This window comes from Paenibacillus sp. PSB04 (assembly GCF_025809195.1).
GTDB lineage: Bacteria > Bacillota > Bacilli > Paenibacillales > Paenibacillaceae > Paenibacillus_AQ > Paenibacillus_AQ favisporus.
In genome coordinates, this window is the sequence record NZ_CP081301.1 from 919863 (window position 1) to 938968 (window position 19106).

The 19106-nt window shown below is 56.8% G+C and carries 18 protein-coding genes; 10 read left to right on the plus strand and 8 right to left on the minus strand.

The annotated features are described in order from the left end of the window. Positions 1 to 159 precede the first annotated feature (159 nt). Positions 160 to 1458 carry an amino acid permease gene (locus K2F33_RS04685; protein WP_263881111.1) on the minus strand — a complete coding sequence of 433 codons (1299 nt, stop codon included), beginning with the start codon at positions 1456 to 1458 and terminating at the stop codon, positions 160 to 162. Positions 1459 to 1651: 193 nt separating this feature from the next. On the opposite strand from K2F33_RS04685, the gene K2F33_RS04690 reads away from it, so the two are divergent. The 5 genes from K2F33_RS04690 (at position 1652) to K2F33_RS04710 (ending at position 5219) form a co-directional block, all read left to right on the plus strand. Beyond that, a complete protein-coding gene (locus K2F33_RS04690; protein WP_263881112.1) occupies positions 1652 to 2557 on the plus strand; it encodes a LysR family transcriptional regulator in 906 nt (301 codons plus the stop codon). Between the two features lie 91 nt (positions 2558 to 2648). Beyond that, entirely contained in the window at positions 2649 to 3182 is a 534-nt protein-coding gene (locus K2F33_RS04695; RefSeq protein ID WP_163882721.1) for an RNA polymerase sigma factor, read from the plus strand. After that, positions 3179 to 3601, plus strand: a complete 423-nt coding sequence (locus K2F33_RS04700; protein ID WP_263881113.1) for a zf-HC2 domain-containing protein — start codon at positions 3179 to 3181, stop codon at positions 3599 to 3601. The genes K2F33_RS04695 and K2F33_RS04700 overlap by 4 nt, the downstream gene beginning before the upstream one ends. After that, positions 3598 to 4119, plus strand: a complete 522-nt coding sequence (locus K2F33_RS04705; protein WP_076174717.1) for a hypothetical protein — start codon at positions 3598 to 3600, stop codon at positions 4117 to 4119. Before K2F33_RS04700 ends, K2F33_RS04705 begins: the two co-directional genes overlap by 4 nt. Next, entirely contained in the window at positions 4116 to 5219 is a 1104-nt protein-coding gene (locus K2F33_RS04710; protein ID WP_263881114.1) for a DUF4097 family beta strand repeat-containing protein, read from the plus strand. The genes K2F33_RS04705 and K2F33_RS04710 overlap by 4 nt, the downstream gene beginning before the upstream one ends. Before the next feature lie 178 nt (positions 5220 to 5397). Here K2F33_RS04710 and ychF read toward each other — a convergent pair whose 3' ends face one another. The 5 genes from ychF to fni all read right to left on the minus strand — a co-directional run bounded on the left by ychF (position 5398) and on the right by fni (position 11317). After that, positions 5398 to 6498 carry a redox-regulated ATPase YchF gene (gene ychF / locus K2F33_RS04715; RefSeq protein ID WP_076174721.1) on the minus strand — a complete coding sequence of 367 codons (1101 nt, stop codon included), beginning with the start codon at positions 6496 to 6498 and terminating at the stop codon, positions 5398 to 5400. A 327-nt stretch (positions 6499 to 6825) separates the two neighbouring features. Next, the gene (locus tag K2F33_RS04720) at positions 6826 to 7653 is read right to left on the minus strand and encodes an energy-coupling factor transporter transmembrane component T family protein (protein WP_089549701.1); all 828 of its coding nucleotides are present in this window, start codon (positions 7651 to 7653) and stop codon (positions 6826 to 6828) included. Beyond that, entirely contained in the window at positions 7646 to 9355 is a 1710-nt protein-coding gene (locus tag K2F33_RS04725; RefSeq protein WP_218828237.1) for an ABC transporter ATP-binding protein, read from the minus strand. The genes K2F33_RS04720 and K2F33_RS04725 overlap by 8 nt, the downstream gene beginning before the upstream one ends. Positions 9356 to 9396: 41 nt before the next feature. After that, the gene (locus tag K2F33_RS04730; RefSeq protein ID WP_084204127.1) at positions 9397 to 9957 is read right to left on the minus strand and encodes an ECF-type riboflavin transporter substrate-binding protein; all 561 of its coding nucleotides are present in this window, start codon (positions 9955 to 9957) and stop codon (positions 9397 to 9399) included. Between the two features lie 292 nt (positions 9958 to 10249). Beyond that, positions 10250 to 11317, minus strand: a complete 1068-nt coding sequence (fni, locus tag K2F33_RS04735; protein WP_263881115.1) for a type 2 isopentenyl-diphosphate Delta-isomerase — start codon at positions 11315 to 11317, stop codon at positions 10250 to 10252. A 446-nt stretch (positions 11318 to 11763) separates the two neighbouring features. On the opposite strand from fni, the gene K2F33_RS04740 reads away from it, so the two are divergent. Both K2F33_RS04740 and K2F33_RS04745 read left to right on the plus strand, forming a co-directional pair. Next, complete coding sequence (locus K2F33_RS04740) at positions 11764 to 13113, plus strand: Nramp family divalent metal transporter (RefSeq protein WP_163882725.1); 1350 nt, start codon at positions 11764 to 11766, stop codon at positions 13111 to 13113. 193 nt (positions 13114 to 13306) lie between these two features. After that, positions 13307 to 14836, plus strand: coding sequence for a phospholipase D family protein (locus tag K2F33_RS04745; protein WP_263881116.1), 1530 nt, complete (start codon positions 13307 to 13309; stop codon positions 14834 to 14836). A gap of 221 nt (positions 14837 to 15057) precedes the next feature. On the opposite strand, the gene K2F33_RS04750 is transcribed toward K2F33_RS04745, so the two are convergent. Continuing rightward, the gene (locus K2F33_RS04750) at positions 15058 to 15885 is read right to left on the minus strand and encodes an ABC transporter ATP-binding protein (protein WP_076174732.1); all 828 of its coding nucleotides are present in this window, start codon (positions 15883 to 15885) and stop codon (positions 15058 to 15060) included. 172 nt (positions 15886 to 16057) lie between these two features. Continuing rightward, positions 16058 to 17563, minus strand: coding sequence for a cardiolipin synthase (cls, locus tag K2F33_RS04755; protein WP_076174735.1), 1506 nt, complete (start codon positions 17561 to 17563; stop codon positions 16058 to 16060). 238 nt (positions 17564 to 17801) lie between these two features. On the opposite strand from cls, the gene K2F33_RS04760 reads away from it, so the two are divergent. From K2F33_RS04760 to K2F33_RS04770, 3 genes are read left to right on the plus strand one after another with little or no spacing between them, the layout of a single operon-like run. Beyond that, complete coding sequence (locus K2F33_RS04760) at positions 17802 to 18383, plus strand: TetR/AcrR family transcriptional regulator (RefSeq protein ID WP_263881117.1); 582 nt, start codon at positions 17802 to 17804, stop codon at positions 18381 to 18383. A gap of 40 nt (positions 18384 to 18423) precedes the next feature. Beyond that, complete coding sequence (locus tag K2F33_RS04765) at positions 18424 to 18771, plus strand: DMT family transporter (protein ID WP_076174740.1); 348 nt, start codon at positions 18424 to 18426, stop codon at positions 18769 to 18771. Continuing rightward, positions 18771 to 19085 (plus strand): DMT family transporter, encoded by a 315-nt coding sequence (locus K2F33_RS04770; RefSeq protein ID WP_076174742.1) that lies wholly within the window; start codon positions 18771 to 18773, stop codon positions 19083 to 19085. Before K2F33_RS04765 ends, K2F33_RS04770 begins: the two co-directional genes overlap by 1 nt. The last annotated feature ends 21 nt before the right edge of the window (positions 19086 to 19106 follow it).

The window sequence follows — 19106 nt, forward strand, 5'->3', positions numbered from 1 at the left end:
CCTCTCCTATTTAAAAAATACACTAGGTATATATATGCTTTGATCGTTATCGCTGCTCTCTATCAAAATAGAGGGTAGACGACTTTTTATTATATCACGGTGCGCGCATATTTACCATAGCCGACATGGGTGAACAGGATAGCCGAAAGCCTGTTTATGTTAAGCTTGCGCTTTGTTTTTCCGCCCTATACTTACCAAAAAATAAACGCCGCAAATGACCAGCGGATACAAGATCGCCCACCCGACGAACGGAAACACCGCCGCCGTCAGGATAAAGGACAGCCAGCTGACCGTCCGTCCCCACCGCTGGCCTTTCAGCAGCCGGATCCCGGCTGCGCAGCCGCCCAGATACGTCAAAATAAACGTGGCATTGGGGAGCGTAATCAGCGTGGTCAGGGACACCGCGCCGGTTCCGTACAGAACGAGCACGAGCACGAAACACCCTGCCAGGAAGCCCAGTCCCCCGACAGGCGTCTGGAATCGGGACGACATCTTCCCCATCCAGGCCGGCGCCTTTCCTTCCCGGGCCAGCGCGTAAGCCAGCCTCGACGAAGCGCCGGTATACGAAATGACCGTGGCCGTGCAAATAAACATTCCCGTCAAGCCCGCGATAACGGCCCCGGCCGGACCGAGCAGCTTTTCAATAACCAGCAGCAGCGATACGTCCGATCCGCTCCCCCCATAGCTGTGCGTTCCCACCGTGGCCAAAGCCGTCAGAAAATACAGCACGCCTACGATGATGGCCGCAACCGTCACGCCCTGCACCGCCGCCCGTTTCGGGTCCACGAACTCCTCGGACAAATGCGATACCGCCTCCCAGCCGATAAAACACCAGAACAGAATGGCCGCACTCTGGCCGACGCTGATCCACCCTTCCGGCATAAAAGGCGTGAAGTGCCTTGCTTCCATATGGGGATAAGAACCGGATATCGCCAGGATGAGCACCAGCACGATCGCCGATACGACGACGATTTGCACGCTGCCTGCCAGCTTCATGCCAAAGACGTTGATGAACAGGGACACAGCCAGCATCAGCGCGGCGATGACGATTCTGGCGTCGTCACCCAGTCCAAAGGCTGCAGTCATATACCCTGCTCCCGTCAATGCTGCTACCGGTGCGCCTATCGGCACCGACATGAGAAAAAACCAGCCGACCAGCGTCCCGGCTTTGGTGCCGTATGCTCTGGAGACAAACGAGGACACGCCCCCGGCATCGGGGTAACGCGCCGACAGCAGCCCCATGACAAGGGCCATCGGCAGGACGAGCAGCGTCATGAGCCCCCAGGACAGGAGCGAGGCCGGACCCGCAATATGCGCGGCGAGCCCCGGCACGATCAGGATGCCGGATCCGAGCACCGAACCGATATACAAAGCGATGGCTTGAGGCAGCCGAATGGAAGAGGTTAAGTGTGATGCTGTAGAAGTCTTTTCGAATGAGGTCTTTTCTAATGAAGCCATATATTTGATCATCCTATCTGCTGTTAATGGTGTAACCGGCAGGGATTACCGGTCATTCTAGGGTTGTGCAGTGCTCACAGCTTAACAGATAATAGATGAATAGGTAAAACAGATTATTTTGATCGTTTCCATCGGGAGAACCGATAGATGATGATTGCCACGAATTCATATTTCGCATCATGGAGGATTATGGATGGACTTAAAACACTTACACACCTTCCGAACCGTTGCGGATACGCACGGCTTTACCAAAGCCGCCGAAATCCTGTCCTACGCCCAATCGAGCGTCACGGCGCAAATTCAGGCGCTGGAGGAGGAAGTCGGCTCGAAGCTGTTTGACCGTCTTGGGAAAAAGGTACAGCTTACAACCGCAGGCGAGCGCCTGCTGCCCTATGCCATCCAGCTGCTGGAGCTGCACGACCGGGCGCTGGCCGAAATGTCCGCTGGCGGAAGCCTGCCATTCGGCACGCTGAACATCGGCGCACCCGAGTCCCTTGCGGCGTTCCGTCTGCCGGACATTATAAAGGAATACACGGAGCTGTACCCGGACGTGAAGATCATTCTCCGGCCGGCCGGCTGCAAGGAGCTCAAGAAATTGGCCCTGTCCGGCGATATGGACCTGGTGTTCGTGCTGGAGCCGGAAGCGGATGACCCGCACTTGCAGTCGGAGACGCTCATCCATGAACCGATGGCGCTCATTGCGCCGCCGGCGCATCCCCTGACCCTGCTGCCGCAGGTTGATACTCTGGACTTGAAAGACGTTTCTTTTATCCATACCGAATCCGACTGCAGCTACCGCCTGCTGCTCGAACAGCATTTAAACAGCCACGCGATCTACAGCAGCAGCGACCTGGAGTTCTGGAGCATCGAGACGATCAAGCACTGCGTCATGTCCGGTCTCGGCATCTCCCTGCTGCCCGCCATTGCGGTCAAGGACGAGCTGTCCTCCGGCCGGCTCATCCGGCTCCCTTGGGACGACAGCCCCTGCCAAGTGGCCACACAAATGCTGTACCATCCCGGAAAGTGGCTGTCTCCGGCCCTTGGGGAGTTCATCCGCCTGTCCCGGGAACACGCCGCCAGATGGCGCCAAAACGGCTGAATAAATTTTTTAAAAAAACTTTGCAGGGATGCCTCGACATGCGGCGTCTAACTTAACGTATCGGGAGGAGGGGAGAAGACTGGAAGAAGAGTTGCAGTGGATCCGGGCGGTCAAAGCCGGCCATCCGGAAGCCTATAAATTTCTGGTGCAGCGGTACCAGAGCATGGTATACCATGTGTGCCTGAAAATGACCGCCGACAGCGTCTCGGCGAAAGATTTGTCGCAGGACATTTTCCTTAAGGCATATTCGGCCCTGCCTGCTTTTCGGGAAGAATCCTCCTTCTCCACCTGGCTGTATCAAATCGCCGTCCGGAAGTGCCTGGACTGGAAAAGGGCCCACCAAAGGGAACAGGCGCGAAGGACGATGGGAGAGGTTAGCGAAAACGATTGGGTAACCGCCGAGACACCCGAGAAGATCGTCCTCTCCGAGGAGACGAACAGCCGGATCCGTCAAATCGTCGATGAGCTGCAGGAGCCGTATAAGTCGGCCGTGCAGATGTATTATTTTGAACAATGCTCCTATCAGGAGATTGCCAAGAGGCGGGGCATTACCGCCAAAACCGTTGAGTCCCAATTATACCGTGCCAGACAAATGATGCGTCAGAAAGGAGAGGAGCTCAGGTGAAATGCGAACTCATTCAATACCAGATGGCCGCTTACGCCGCCCATGAACTGCCGCCCGAAACCTCCCTCTTGATCGAAAAGCATTTGAACCAGTGTCCGGAATGCCAGGCTTGGTATCAGGAAATTACGGAGATGTCCCAAATTTGGGAGAATCCCGGTCCGGTCATAGATATGCCGGATATCGTTGCCGGCGTGATGGAGGAAGTCCGTCAAATGCCGCCGCTGGCGGTAAGATCGCTGCCGAGAAGCCGGCCCCGCGAGTCGCAGAAATCCAAGCTGGCCCATTTCGGCCTTGCGGCCTGCCTGACCTTTTGCTTATTCCAATTCGGAATTTTCGAGCATCTGGGGAACGGGTTAACGGAGGCCACGCAGCATTTATCCACTCGAATGGAGCACATATTTAAGGAGGGTAACCCATGATTAGAAAAAGTAGATGGCTCACGTTTATGTTGTCCATGATTCCCGGCCTCGGCCATTTATATTTAGGATTCGCCAAACAGGGACTGCAGTACATGATCGGCGCCTGCGTCTGCATCATCCTCATCCCGTCGATTCCGATGCTGTTTCCGTTCGCTCTGGCGATTTTGTGGTTCTACCAGCTGTTTGACGCCCTGCAGAAGGCGAGCTGGATGAAAGCCGCGGCCATGGAGCATGAGCGGATGATGATGGGCCAGGATACCTTCGGCTATCCTTGGACCGAGCGTGACTGGATTCAAATGAACGGATATCAGAAAGAATCGGCGGTCCATCCGTTTTGGATCGGGGCGACCTGCATCGGCATGGGCATTCTCGTCCTCCTCGTCGGCGTCTTCCCCGGCCTGTGGGAATGGCTGCTGAACCGCAATATTACCAGCGTGCTGCTGGCCGTCGGCCTGATCGTTTACGGCATGTGGCTGCTTGGCAAAAGACCAAACCATAAGGGAAGTGAGCATCTGTGACCGCACCGCTTGAGACGCGCCCGCCGGTCCGAAAGATCGGCAAATGGACCACCGCCATCGGATTGATCGGCCTTGGGGTCATCATCATTCTTCAAATGAATCAGTTCATCAGTTTTGAAGTTCTGAAATACGTATGGCCCACTCTGCTCATCCTGCTCGGCATTGAAGTTGTCATTTCCAATGTCGTGCATGCCAACCAGCGGGTTCGTCTGGGCGGCGGAAGCGTCACGATCCTGATTCTGCTTCTGATTGTCAGTGGAGCCCAGGCGATTTACCCCAACTGGACGTTCCTCTTTAACAAAGGTTACCTCAGCGCCGTGCAGGGATCGGTTCCGGCGCAGGGAGAGATCAAGCGGGTGGAAGTTTTCCTCGACAGCGGCAAGGTTAACGTAACGGAAGCTCAAGGCTCGAATATTGCCTATGAGGGAAAAGTCCGCGTGCGCACCGAATCCTCCCAGGCCAATGCCGACAAATGGACGAAGCAGCACTGGAAGTCGGAAACGTCGGGGGACACGCTGACCCTGACACTGGATAAACACCAGCCGGATATCGTCCTGATCGGCGGCTGGGCGATGCCTGAAGATTACTTTAACCTCCAGGTTCCGGAGTCCGTCGAAGTGGAAGTGCATACGAAAAATTCCACCATCGACGCTTCCGGACTTCATGCCGGACTGACGGCCGTAACGTCGAACGGCACCCTGAACGTAAAGGATATCCAGGGCAAGGTGTCGGCCAAGACCAGCAACGGCCGGATCGTAGCCACGAACATCAACGGCCCTTCCGAGCTGGTGACCAGCAACGGTACGGTGACGGCCAACAAGCTTGGCGGCCCGGTCTACATCCGGACCAGCAACGGCGCCGTTCGGGGCGATAGCGGCATCGCCGGCAATTGGGACGTGAAAACCTCAAACGGCAGCATTAACCTGACCGTTTCCGAGGATGCCAGCGCCAAGCTGACCGCCAAGACGTCCAACTCCTCCATCAAGGGCAACATCGGCTGGGTGGATGAGAGCGACTCCCGCGCCACGGCCACCTTGGGAGACGGACAGTTTACCGTGGGGCTGGCCACGTCCAACGGCAGCATTACCGTGAATCATTAAGGGGCTGTGATCGTCGCAGGCTGCAAGCGATAATCGGCCTTTCGCGCTGGGTAGGACGGGGATAACCGACCACTCAGCCCTACCAAAAAACCGCCATTCCAAGGGTTACCCGGGGAATGGCGGTTTTACGTTGACTATCAGCTTACTCAATATCTAAATGTTTGCCTCAATTACACGTTTACACGTTGAAACGGAAATGCATTACGTCGCCGTCCGCAACGACATAATCTTTGCCCTCCAGGCGAAGCTGGCCGCGTTCCTTCGCGGCGTTCATGGTACCGGCGGCGACCAGATCGTCGTAGGAGACGACTTCGGCACGAATAAAGCCGCGCTCAAAATCGGTGTGGATGACGCCGGCTGCCTGCGGCGCCTTCGTTCCTTTGCGGATCGTCCACGCGCGCACTTCCTGCACACCTGCCGTAAAGTACGTGTACAGGCCGAGCAGGCGGTAAGCCGCCTTGATCAGACGGTTCAGGCCGGACTCTTCGAGACCGAGCTCTTCCAGGAACATTTCCTTGTCTTCCCCTTCCAGCTCGGCGATTTCCGCCTCGACCTTGGCGCTGATCGGAACGACTTCGGCGTTCTCGCCTGCCGCAAAGTCCTTGACCTGCTGCACGTACGGATTGCTGTCCGCGTCGGCCACGCCGTCCTCACTGACATTGGCCGCATACAAGACAGGCTTCAGGGTCAGCAGGTGCAGATCGCGCACGATCACTTTCTCTTCGTCCGACAGCTCCACGCTGCGGGCCGGCTGGTCATTGTACAGCGCTTCTTTCAGGCGCTCCAGCACTTCAACTTCCTGGGCGTACTGCTTGTTGCCGCCCTTCATGTTTTTGCGCGAACGGTCGATGCGCTTCTCCACGCTCTCCAGGTCGGCCAAGATCAGCTCCAGGTTGATGGTTTGAATGTCGCTGACCGGGTTGACCTTGCCGTCCACGTGCGTGATGTTCTCATCCTCGAAGCAGCGCACCACGTGCACGATCGCATCCACTTCGCGGATATGGGCGAGGAACTTGTTGCCCAGACCTTCCCCTTTGCTCGCGCCGCGGACCAGGCCGGCGATATCGACGAATTCAAAAGCGGTCGGTACGGTTTTGTTCGGCTGGACCAGCTCGGTCAGCTTATCCAGACGCTCGTCCGGAACTTCGACAACCCCGACGTTTGGATCAATCGTACAGAACGGATAGTTGGCGGACTCGGCGCCCGCCTGGGTAATTGCGTTAAACAACGTGGATTTGCCGACGTTCGGCAGTCCAACGATCCCTGCTTTCAAAGCCATTTATATGACAACTCCTATTTAGGTAATAGTTAAACAGACGTCTCTCAATCCTACCCATTATATATTAGAACCCCCGGAGCGGCAAGGATTGGACTTTACGATCGGACGCCCGGCTTAAGCCTTCATTTCGCCCTGATGATGGGATGAAACGAACCGGGGAGCGTAAAGTGCTTAAGGATAAAGATGCAGCGATCGTGTAAAAAACGAAAGGCGGCAAAATGAATGAAAGCTGCGAAAACCAATGCCGCAGACGCAGGCAATCAAGCTTTCGACGAAAAAGACCCGGATTCTCCGGGCCCTACTGCCAGAACATTTGCCAGACGATCTCTAAAAAGGATACCAAAATCCTTTCAGCACCTGCATCTTCAGCCAAATGCCTACAGCCAGCAGCAGCACGCCAAGCACGGCTAACGTCCAGTCCAGCCCTTCCATCTCCTTGCCGCTGTACCAGGTGCGTTTCTTCTGTGTGCCAAATCCCCGCAGCTCCATGGCGTTCGTCACCGAATCGATCCGGTGCAGCGCGGACTGCAGCACAGGAACGACGACCGCCGCCAAGTTACGCAAGCGCTGGGCGATGCTGCCGTCCCCTTTCGTAATCCCCATGCCGCGCGCCTGCATCGAGTTCAGCGTGCTCCGGAATTCTTCCGTCAGATCCGGAATATAGCGGAGGGCAATACTGACGGCGTAGGCGATTTTATAGGGGACGCCGATCCGGTTCAAACTGCCGGCAAATGCGCTCGGCTGCGTGGTGAAAATGCACAGGATCGTAATCGGCAGCAGCGTCAAATATTTGGCCGACAGCGTCAGCACGTAAAACAGCGTCTCCGCATTGATCGTATTATAGCCGAGCGGAATCAGCGGCGTATCCGTCCCCGTCAGCCGTGTGCCGAAGGTCGGCGTGATGAGCAGAATAAAGATGCCGTTCAGTACCGTGAAAATAATCATCAGCCAAAACAAAAATGCCATTTTTTTAAAAGGAATCCCTGCCGTCACCAGCAGCGCAATCCCGACAACCAGCATCAGCACAAACACCCGCAGGTCCAAAAACATGTACGTCATGACCGTCCAGGCCATAAACAGCACCAGCTTGACCGCTCCGTCCAGCCGGTGAAACAGCGAGTTCCCCGTGACATAGAGGCTGCCCGTTCTATTCATGGCCCTTCTTCCCCTTCTTCTCTGCGTTGATAAAAGCCTGCACAAACCGCTCCGGCGAAGCCAGGCCGTTGGCTTTGGCGAAAAGGGACAGCGACGTCTCCTTCAAATGGGCCGGCTCCGTCACCTCCGGACGGCTGAGCACCGAGGCGACCGTGTCGGCGGCGAGCACCTCGCCCCCGCTGAGCACCACGGCGCGCTGCGCGTACTCCAAAGCCAGATACATGTCGTGCGTAATGAGCAGGAAGGCGATGCCTTGTCCGGCCAATTGCTCGATAAAATCCATAAACTCCTGGTAATGCCGATAATCCTGGCCGGCCGTGGGCTCATCCAAAATCATCAGCTTTGGCGCCAGCACGAGAATCGCGGCGATGCTGAGCCGCTTCTTCTGGCCGTAGCTGAGCGCGGAAACGGGCCAGTTGCGGAAAGGATACAGCCCGCAGGTCTGCAGGATGCCCGCGACCCGCTCCTTGATTTCAGCGGCGGGCACGCCGCGGACCTTCAGGCCGAGGCCAACCTCGTCCGCAATCATATGCTGCGTGATCATCCGGTTCGGATTCTGCATCACATAGCCGATCGCTTCACCCCGGCGGCGGATCGACCACGAGGCCATATCCTGGCCGGCATACCGCATCGAGCCGGACTGCGGCTTCAGAATGCCCGTAATCAGCTGGGACAGCGTCGATTTGCCCGCCCCGTTGTTCCCCAGGAGCGCAACGATCTCTCCGGCGCCGACTTGCAGCGATACATCCTTGAGAACCGGCTGGCCGGGCTCATACCCGAAGGTCAACCCGCGTACGTCCAGCAGCGGTTCTGCAGGCTGTGACGGCGCCCCGGCAGCTGCTTGTTCGCTCCACCCATCCAGCCGCTCACCAAGGCCGGGAATGCCCAGCGGCTGCGGCCGGCTGAGGCCTTGAACACCGTCCAGGGATACGCCGGCATACCGCAGCGCATCGACATACAGCGGCGGCCGCAAGCCGCAGCCGCGTAGCAGGCCGGACGCCAGAATCTCGTCCGGCGTACCGACCGCCGCGATGCCTCCGTCCTTCATCAGCACGATCCGGTCGATCGGCTGCTGCAGCACATCCTCCACCCGGTGCTCGATGAGGATGACCGTTTTGCCGCCCTGCCGGTGGATATCGTCGATGAGCTGCATCGCTTTGCGACCGCCCGCCGGATCGAGGTTGGCCAACGGCTCGTCGAACAGCAGCACCTCCGCATCCGTCGACAGCACACCGGCCAGGGACACGCTCTGCTTCTGCCCGCCCGACAGCTCGTAAGGGCTGTGGTCGATATATTCCAGCATGCCGACCCGCTCCAGGGAAACAGCGGTTTCCCGCTTCATCTGCTCGCGGGGCATCGCTTTATTTTCCATGACAAACGCCACGTCCTCGGCCACGCTTAAGCCCACGAACTGAGAGTCCTGGTCCTGCAAAATCGTCCCCACCGTGCGGCTCAGCTCGAAAATGCTCAATTCGGCAGGATTCCGTCCGGCAATACTCAGACGGCCGCGGATGTCTCCGCCGTAGGTAAAAGGAATAAGCCCATTGATACAATGGGCCAAGGTCGATTTGCCGGAGCCGCTGGGACCGGCGATCCAGATCTTTTCTCCGGGATAAATGTCCAGCGTAATGTCCTTCAGCGTGGGCTCCGACTGATTTTTATACTTAAAACTGTACTGTTGAAACGAGATGATCGGCTGCATCATGACGTAAATCTCCTATCCTGTGGCGCTCTGCCAAGCACCTACTCGTTGACGCTTAAATTGCTGACTTTGGCGTTTCTGCGGGCAAATCCGATCACAGCCGGAACCCCGAGCACCAAAAAGACGACGATATTCGAAATCGAAGCGGCCGTGACCTGCACCAGCAGCTTATCCGACGGCTCGCCCATAAACGTGATGTCAAACCATCCTGAGAAGAGCAGCGACAGAATGATGCCGACGACGCCGTATACGATGAACAGGCCGATATGCTTTCCTTTGTATGTACCGTTCTGCGGGTCAAACCCTTTGGATAAGTAAATGAGTCCCATAAATGCGGCCGTAATGCCGGAACCGAGCGCCCAGCCCCACCATACCGTACCGCTGGTGAGCAGGTCGTTCAGCACGTGGCCGATCAGCCCCGCGATAAACCCGACCACCGGGCCGAACAGGGCGCCGAAAATCGCCAGCAGCGCAATCGCCGGACGCAGCGAGGTATCGGGTCCCACGGGAATTCCAATAAAGCTGGTGGCTCCATAGAGGGCCGCACCGATGCCTATCGTCACCACGGTTCTTGTGTTTAACTGAAAAATGGATTTCTTCAAAGCAGAGTCACCTTCCCCTTTGCATCAATTCAACAACCTTCATGTCCTAAAGGCGAACATTTCGCGTTATTTGTACTCTTAATATAAGGGCAGGCTGAAACGAAGGCAAAACTTTTTTTGGTAAATATTATATAAATTTTTTGGATCGATCGCCGCACGGAACGCGGGAACATCCATAAGGGCAACAAAAAAGGCCTTATTTCCGATCAGGAAAATGGGCCTTTGGTTGATTGTTTGCTTTTTGGCATCATCCAGCTGCCTGCGGCCTGGGGGCTGCGGTCCGCCGCCCAGGTTACGGCCGGGTCCGCACCAGCCGGCGCGTACCCTTCAGCGCGGCGACGTCCGCCGCGCCAATGCCAAACATCGCGGTGCGCAGCTCGAACTCGACCTGCGCCAGCGCCTCGTCCAGCGCCTGCTCGGACGAGACGGCCGGGCCGAGCAGGCTGCGGCCAAAGCCCGCGAGATCGGCGCCGAGCGCCAGCGCCTTGGCGGCGTCCACGCCGCCCTGCAGCCCGCCGCTACCGATCAGCCCTCCGTGCGGGGATACCGCCCGCACTTCGGCAATGCACTCCGCGGTCGGGATGCCCCAGCCCGCGAACGCCTCCGCCGCCCGGCGCCTAACTGCGTCCCGGCTGCGGAACTTCTCGACCTGGCTCCACGAAGTCCCGCCGGCGCCGGCCACATCGACGAAGGCCGCGCCGGCGTCGTACAGCCGCGCCGCCGTGTCCCCGTCGATGCCCCAGCCGACCTCCTTGACGCCGACCGGCACGTCCAGCCGGCGGCACACTTCTCCGATCCGGCTCAGCAGCCCGCTGAAATTCGTGTTCCCCTCCGGCTGGAACACCTCCTGCAGGCCGTTCAGGTGCAGCACAAGCATGTCCGCGCCGGCGATATCGACGGCCCTTTGGCACTGCTCCACGCCGAAGCCGTAGTTCAGCTGGACCGCGCCCAGGTTCGCGATCACCGGGATCGTCGGCGCATGCGCGCGTACATGGAAGGTCGGCGCAAGCTCCTCCTTCTCCACCGCCGCGCGGACCGAGCCGACCCCAAGCGCCCAGCCGCGCCGCTCGGCGACGGCAGCCAGGCGGGCGTTGATCGCCCCGGTCGTTTCGCTTCCGCCCGTCATAGAGCTGATCAGGAGCGGCGTCCGGAGCGTCCGCCCGAGGAAGGAGGCTTCGAGGGAAATCTCCTCGAAGCCAATCTCCGGCAGCGCACAGTGGCGAAAGCGGTACTGCTCCAGGCCGGAGGTCACGCCACTGCCCACATCTTCGCTCAGGCACAGGCGCACGTGCTCGATTTTTCTTTCCCCTGTAGGTATTTCGGGCAGCAAAGACCCGCTTTCCGCTTCGTTTCCGTTCATCTGATGCGCCCCTTTCATGGATATGCTGCAAACCTTGATTAACTTCGTGACCCGCTCGTCACCGCACGATTCTCTAAAGAAAGTATTATACCACAGAACCTCTGGTAAATTCGCCAACTTGCCTCAAACCGAGCCAACCTTCCATCCTGTACATCACGGATGATGCATCCGGCTGACCAAAGTTCACAAGGCGGCGGCCTTCCCCTCCCGCGACCCGGTTCACACATCGTGGTGTAATGCTGGCTGCTCACACAGGCACACGTCACAGCAGCGAGCCATAAATGCTTTGCAGGTTGTTCTGCCGAAGCGTTGGCTTAGGAGCCCACAAAGTTTCCTTGGGGAAAATTTTTGAAGTACATGCAACAGCCCAGGTGCTTTCCAATAGGATGTGATAGCCGTTTAGACTCGATTTGAATCGAAAGAAAGTTGTGAAAGGAGTGCTGCCCATGAACGCAAGTGAGGAGAGCCGACTGGCGGCCGCCGGCAGCGGCTGGCGCAAAGGAGGCGGTCCGCCCAGCCTGCCTGAGGTTCATAAGTCGATGAAGGTTCCCTTGAAGGGCAGCTTCTTCCGCAAAATGCTAGCCTTCGCGGGTCCCGGATACCTCGTCGCCGTCGGGTACATGGATCCCGGCAACTGGGCCTCCGATTTGGCCGGCGGAGCCATGTTCAACTACTCGCTGCTGTCGGTCATCATGATTTCAAACCTGATGGCGATCCTGCTCCAGTCCCTGTCCGCCCGCCTTGGCATTGCTACGGGAAGGGACCTAGCCCAAGCCTGCCGCGATCATTACAGCAAGCCCGTCAGCATTGGGCTCTGGATATTATGCGAGCTGGCGATTGCGGCCTGCGATCTGGCCGAAATCATCGGCTCGGCCATCGCGCTGCAGCTGCTGTTCGGCCTGCCGCTGCTGGCCGGTGTCCTCATCACGTCCGTGGACGTCCTTCTGGTACTGCTGCTGCAAAACAAAGGATTCCGGCATATCGAAATTTTGGTCATTTCGTTTATCGCCGTCATCATCTTGTGCTTCGGGGTCGAATTGTTCCTGTCCAAACCCGAGATGGGCGCGGTCATGGCCGGATTCGTTCCGACGGCAGACATCGTGCAGAACCCGGAAATGCTGTACATCGCCCTTGCCATGCTTGGCGCGACCGTCATGCCCCACAACCTGTACCTGCACTCCTCGATCGTGCAGACCCGCCGGTACGACGAGTCCATCGCCGGCAAGAAATCGGCCATCCGTTTCGCTACCGCGGATTCCACCGTGGCGCTCACCATCGCCCTGTTCGTCAATGCGGCCATTCTGATCCTTGCGGCGTCTGCCTTTTATTCAACGGGGCATACTGAAGTAGCAGAGATTCAAGACGCCTACCAGCTGCTTACTCCGCTGCTCGGCACCGGTGCGGCCAGCGTTCTGTTCGCCGTCGCGCTGCTCGCTTCCGGCCAAAACTCGACGCTGACGGGAACCCTCGCCGGCCAGATCGTTATGGAAGGCTTTATGAACATCCGCCTGAAGCCATGGATCCGCCGTCTGATTACGCGCCTGATCGCTATCGTCCCCGCCGTGATCGTGATCGGAATTTACGGGGAAGGCTCCACCGGCCAGCTGCTGATTTTCAGCCAGGTCATCCTTTCGCTGCAGCTGTCCTTCGCCGTGTTCCCGCTCGTCAAATTCACATCCGATCCCGTTAAGATGGGACCTTTTATCGCCCCGCGCTGGGTGCGGATACTGGCCTGGATCGTAGCAGCCGTCATCGCAGCGCTGAACATCTATTTGCTGTATGGCACGTTTTTCTAGGCTACCGAGGGTCACCACGCCCTTTTCCCATATGATGACAACGTTCCGCTGCTTCAAACAGGCCCTTTCGACGTTAATAGTTGGTTAGACCGCTGTACCAAGCAAGGCAGGGTTCCAAACCGTGGGGCACTCCCTCGGAGAACCCTGCCGTTTAACCCGGCTGCAGTGGACAAGCAAAGGAGGCGATGACTCGATGACCCAACATATCCCATCCCAGGACGCACATGAACCGTACCATTCGCGTGCGGCCAGCTGGCAGCCGCAGGGGAAAAGCCGTAAACGCCGGGTTCGGCGCTGGATTCTGGCTGCGGCCTGCTTGCTCACTCTTTGGCTCGCCGGGGTCATCGTGTATCAGACACACAAGCCGCTTCCTCCCGGCATTTCCTACGAGAGCCCGCTCTACCATGTCGATCAGGTCCGCTTCTATCGCGACTTGACTTACCCGGATAACCAAGGGCAGGTCATCCATGAGCCCCAGATTACGAATCGGATCATGCAGATTGTCGATGAATCCAGGGAGTTTCTTGTCATTGATCTGTTCCTGTTTAACGATTACAAGCATAAAGGGCAGAAGTTTCCGACCGTCAGCAAGGACTTGGCGGACAAGCTCATAGCGCATAAAAAGCAGTATCCCCAGATGCAGATCGTCTTTATTACGGACCAGATCAATACGAATTACGGCTCCGCCCCGAATTCCCTGCTCGAAGCGATGAAGGCGGCGGGCATCCAGGTCATCGTGACCGATGTGGATCCGCTGCGGGATTCAAACCCGATCTACTCCGCCGTGTGGCGGACGTTTATCCAGTGGTTCGGCCAGTCGGGCAAAGGATGGATACCGAACCTGATGGCCAACGACGGGCCCAAGGTCACCGCAAGGTCGTATTTAAAAATGCTGAACGTCAAGGCCAACCACCGCAAGGTTGTGGTCAGCGAGAAGACCGCTCTGGTCTCTTCCGGTAACGTGCATGATGCCAGCGCCTACCACTCCAATATTGCCTTTGAGGTGCAAGGCCCGATTATCGGCGATATCCTGAAAGGCGAGCAGGCCGCGGCCCGGCTGTCCGGGGACTACCAACTCCCGGTATATGCCCCAGCCTCCGAGAGCGCTCAGAAATCAAACCAAGGGAAAATAGCCGTCCGCTATCTGACCGAAGGCAAAATCGACAAATATACGCTGCTGGAGATCAACCGGGCGCCGCAAGGGTCCACCCTGTGGATGGGCATGTTCTATCTGGCCGATGAAAAGGTGATGAGCGCCCTGCTGGATGCCGCCGACCGCGGCGTCAACATCCGGCTGCTGCTTGATCCCAATCAGAACGCCTTCGGCCAAGACAAGATCGGTATCCCGAACCGTCCGGTCGCAAAGGAGCTTACCAAGCGTTCCGATGGCCGTATCGCCATCCGCTGGTACAACACGACCGAGGAGCAATATCATACGAAGCTGATGTACATCTCCAACCCTTCAGGCAGCTCCGTGATCATGGGCGGCTCGACCAATCTAACGCCGCGGAACCTGGACAATTACAATCTGGAGAATGACCTCTGGATATCCGTTCCGCGCGGCGATGCGCTGGACCGGCAGATGGCCGGCTATTTTGACCGGCTTTGGAACAACCGGGACGGGCACTACAGTCTGGACCTGAGCGCGTATCAGGAAAAGTCCACCTGGTTCAAGGACTTTCTGTTCCGCGTGCAGAAGCTGCTTGGATTTACGACCTTCTGATGCGTCACCAAGCCCCGATGCTTTCACAGGCGTCCTCCCATTCTCCGGTTGACCTGGGCCTTATCAGCACAGCCATTTCATCCGGATAGACCCAGCGATATCTGGCCGTTATGATCATACAACGCAAAAAAGGCGCCTTCTGTTATGCAGAAGCGCCTTCTGTTATATATTCCATCTTGTTATTACAATTCAAGTGAATTCCCGCTCACCGAACGGATCCCCTAAGCTTCGCAGACCGCCGACAGCTTGCACCGGTCTCCGCACAAGCGGCCTTTGCCGTGCGGCACGCACATCGGCGTTCCGAAGATCGGATCCTCGGCAATCATGCAGTCCATGCAGAACACTTCCTTGACCATTTGCGGCGTCAGCACGTCTTCCGGTGCACCGGCACAATAGACGCCCTGGTTCTTCACGGCAATCATATGATCGGCGTAACGGCAGGCCAGGTTCAGGTCATGAAGCACCATCACGATCGTCCGTCCCTGCTCACGGTTCAGCTCATACAGCAGATCCAGCACCTCGATTTGATGGCTCAAATCCAGGTACGTCGTCGGCTCGTCGAGCAGAATCAGGTCGGTGTTTTGCGCCAGCGTCATGGCGATCCAGGCCCGCTGCCGCTGTCCTCCGGACAGGGAGTCAACCGCGCGGTCAGCCAAATCGGTGAGGCGCGTCATTTCCAGCGCTTCGTTCACCAGACGCTCATCCTCCGCACTCCACTGCTTCAGCCACGATTGATGCGGATAACGCCCCTGCTTCACCAGCTGAAGCACGGTCAGTCCCTCCGGAGCCGTCGGTCCCTGCGGCAGAATTGCCATATTCCGGGCAACTTCCTTGGTCGACGTCCGATGGATTTCCTTGCCGTCGAGCAGTACCGATCCGCTCTTCGGACGCAAAAGACGCGCCATGGAACGAAGCAGCGTGGATTTGCCGCAGCCGTTGCTGCCGATCAGAACCGTAACTTTGCCTTCGGGAATGTCCAAATGCAGGTCTTTAATAATATCGGTATCGCCGTACCCCAGCGTCAATGCTTCCGTTTGCAAAAGCGTCATCTTTCCCGTAACCCCCAATTCTGCCCATCATATGATTTAAACCAATCTAATAACGTCCGTCCACAATAATGAGAATCATTATCACAAATATAATCGGCGGCCGCATGAATGTCAACCACTCACGGGCCGCCCAAAGAAGCTTTTTCGCCTACCTCGTACCACCGCAAAGCCGCTACAGCAAAGGGGATAGCAGCCTCGCGAGCGACTCCATAAAGCGCTCCGGTATTTTTTTCTTATTAAATTTATCGGGAATGATTTGCTTCGTATACACCAAATCCCGTTCAAAGTCCGACACGATCCGCTGCACGCTCTCGGTCTGCACCAGCAGCGCGTTCACTTCAAAATTCAAGTGGAAGCTGCGCATGTCCATATTGGCGGTTCCGATCGTCGCCACTTCGCCGTCAATGATCAGCAGCTTGGAATGCAGGAACCCTTTTTCGTATTCGTAAATTTTGACGCCCACGTCGAGCAGCGAAGGAAAATACGAATGGGAAGCCAGGAACGGCAGCCACTTGTCCGGCTTGGACGGAAAAAGGATGCGTACGTCGAGCCCCGACATCGCAGCCACGCGCAGGGACGTCAGAATATCGTCATCCGGGATAAAATAAGGCGTCGCCAGCCAGACCGATTTCTGCGCCGAAGTGATCATCGAGAAAAAAATATTTTTGAGCGTACGCCGGTCGTTGTCCGGTCCGCTCGGGATAATCTGCACGGCCCCGCCGCTGCTTTCCGCCAGCTCGGGAGACAGATATTCGGCGTCCAGCACCTTTTCCCCGGTCATATAGAGCCAGTCCTGCAGGAAAATAATTTGCAGCGTCCGCACCGCCTCGCCCCTGACGCGCATATGGGTATCTCTCCAGAAGCCGTATGCCGCATTGCGGCTCAGGTACTCGTCCCCGACGTTCAGCCCGCCGATAAAGCCAACCTTGCCGTCGATCACGACGATTTTGCGGTGATTGCGGAAGTTGACCCGGGAGAGAAAAAACGCCTTGGAGCTTCCGTACGCGACGACCTGAACCCCGGCTTCCTGCATGGCCCGGAGGAACGATTTGGGCAGCTGCATGCTTCCCCAGGCATCGTACATAAAACGGACCTGCACGCCGGCCTTGGCCTTTTCAATTAAAATCTGCTGAATCCTTGTTCCGATATGATCGGCGCGGTAAATGTAGTATTCCATATGAATATGATGCCTGGCCTTCTCGAGCTCCTTCAGCAGGGTGGAGAACGTTTCCTGCCCGTTGGTCAGCACTTTGGTATCGCTGGAGAAGGAAATCGGAGTCCGCGCCAGCCGCTGCGAGAGATGCAGCAGCTGCTGCTGCATGGGATTAAAGGAAGAGAGATCCGGATGGAACCGCGCACCATTCTCTTCCAGCCGGTCATATGTTCTGAGATCCTGTTCGGCTTTTTTATCGAATTTGCGCCGTTTGAAGTAGTTTTGCCCGAAGAGCAGATAAAAGAACAGACCCACCACCGGCATCAGGGCGAGCAGCAGAATCCAGGCCATCGTCGAGGACGGGTTGCGGTTCTCCATAAAAATCATGAACCCGAGCGACACGACGGTAAGCGTGGAAAATATACTGACAATGGTTCCCGCGGTTTTGCCGAACACGCCGAAACCAAAATAGTAAAACGCAAATAATATCGCGGCAATGATAAAGATTTGTATTCCCCGTCTCATATGTTACCTCTCTTAAGTATCATTAAAAAACATGCATATCCATGGTCATCGTCCAAACCCATAAGGTATATTTTACATGAACAAGTTCAAAGTTCCTACGAATTTTTATCGAATGGACAAGCCCGCCTGAAATTTCCGTGCATGCCTGATGTTAGAATGCCCATCTTCTTGACATTGGCTGCATTGTGTGAAAAAATATCACCTAACGACCGTTAGGTAGTCAATAGGAGTCGATGATATGAACGCCAAAAACACCCTGCTCGAAGCTGCATTATCGCATTTTGCCAAGGATGGATATGAAGGTGCGTCCCTGCAAAAAATAGCCGAGGAAGTCGGCATCAAAAAGCCGTCCATCTACGCGCATTTCAAAGGGAAGGATGAGCTGTTCCTGCAGACGCTGAAGGGCGCCCTCGATGAGGAAGGGACCCGGATTATCCGCCGCTATATCAGCCTGAAAGACCAGCCGCTCGAGCAGCGGCTCAAGGGACTGCTGGAGTATCTCCAGGAGGAGTACACCCGGAGCAGCAAAACCAAGTTTGTGCTGCGCATGGCCTACTTCCCCCCATCCTCGCTGCATGATCAGGTCATGGAACTGGTTTTTCCGTTTCTGGATTCGATGGAAAAGCGGATGATTCGCGTCATGCGCCACCATGCTTCCGCCGGCCATCTCCCGGTTAAAGATCCGGACGGCGCCGCCGTCGCCTACATGACGCTGATCGATGGGGTCCTTATCGAAATGGTGTGCGGTGGGCTGGAGGGATCAAAGCGAAGACTGGCGGCATCTTGGCCCGTATACTGGGCGGGCATTCATCATATATGACGCAAGTGGCATCCTAACGGACAAACAAAGGAGGATCATCATGAACCGCCACTGGCTTTCTGTTATTATCGGGGGCGTTGTGGAAGTGCTGTGGGTGTCCGGCCTGAAGCACTCGGACAATGCGCTTGAATGGATTCTTACTGTCATCGCGATCATCGCGAGCTTCATTCTCATTATTAACGCTTCGAACCATCTGCCGGTCGGGACGGTGTATGCGGTGTTTACCGGCCTGGGAACGGCCGGCACCGTCGTTGCCGAGATGCTGTTCTTCGGCGAACCGTTCCGATGGTCCAAGTCGCTGCTCATTCTCGTTCTTCTCGCCGGAGTGATCGGCCTTAAGCTGGTCACGGACAAAGACGGCAAGGGACAAAAGGAGGCGAATCACTGATGGCTTGGATTGCAATCGTCATCGCCGGCCTGTGCGAAATGTTCGGCGTCATCGGGATCAAGGGCGTCACGCAAAAGAAAGGGCTGCCGGCATATGTCATGCTGATCCTGTCCTTTATCGTCAGCTTCTCCCTGCTGTCCTACGCCATGAACTCGATTCCGATGGGAACAGCGTACGCCGTCTGGACCGGCATCGGTACGGTCGGCAGCACGCTGGCCGGCATGTTTCTGTTCGGCGAGCCCAAGGAATGGCGGCGGATTCTGTTTATTGCGATGATTTTGGCCTCAGCGGTAGGTTTGAAGCTGATCTCATAATTTTTTTTTTGCTTTTTTATG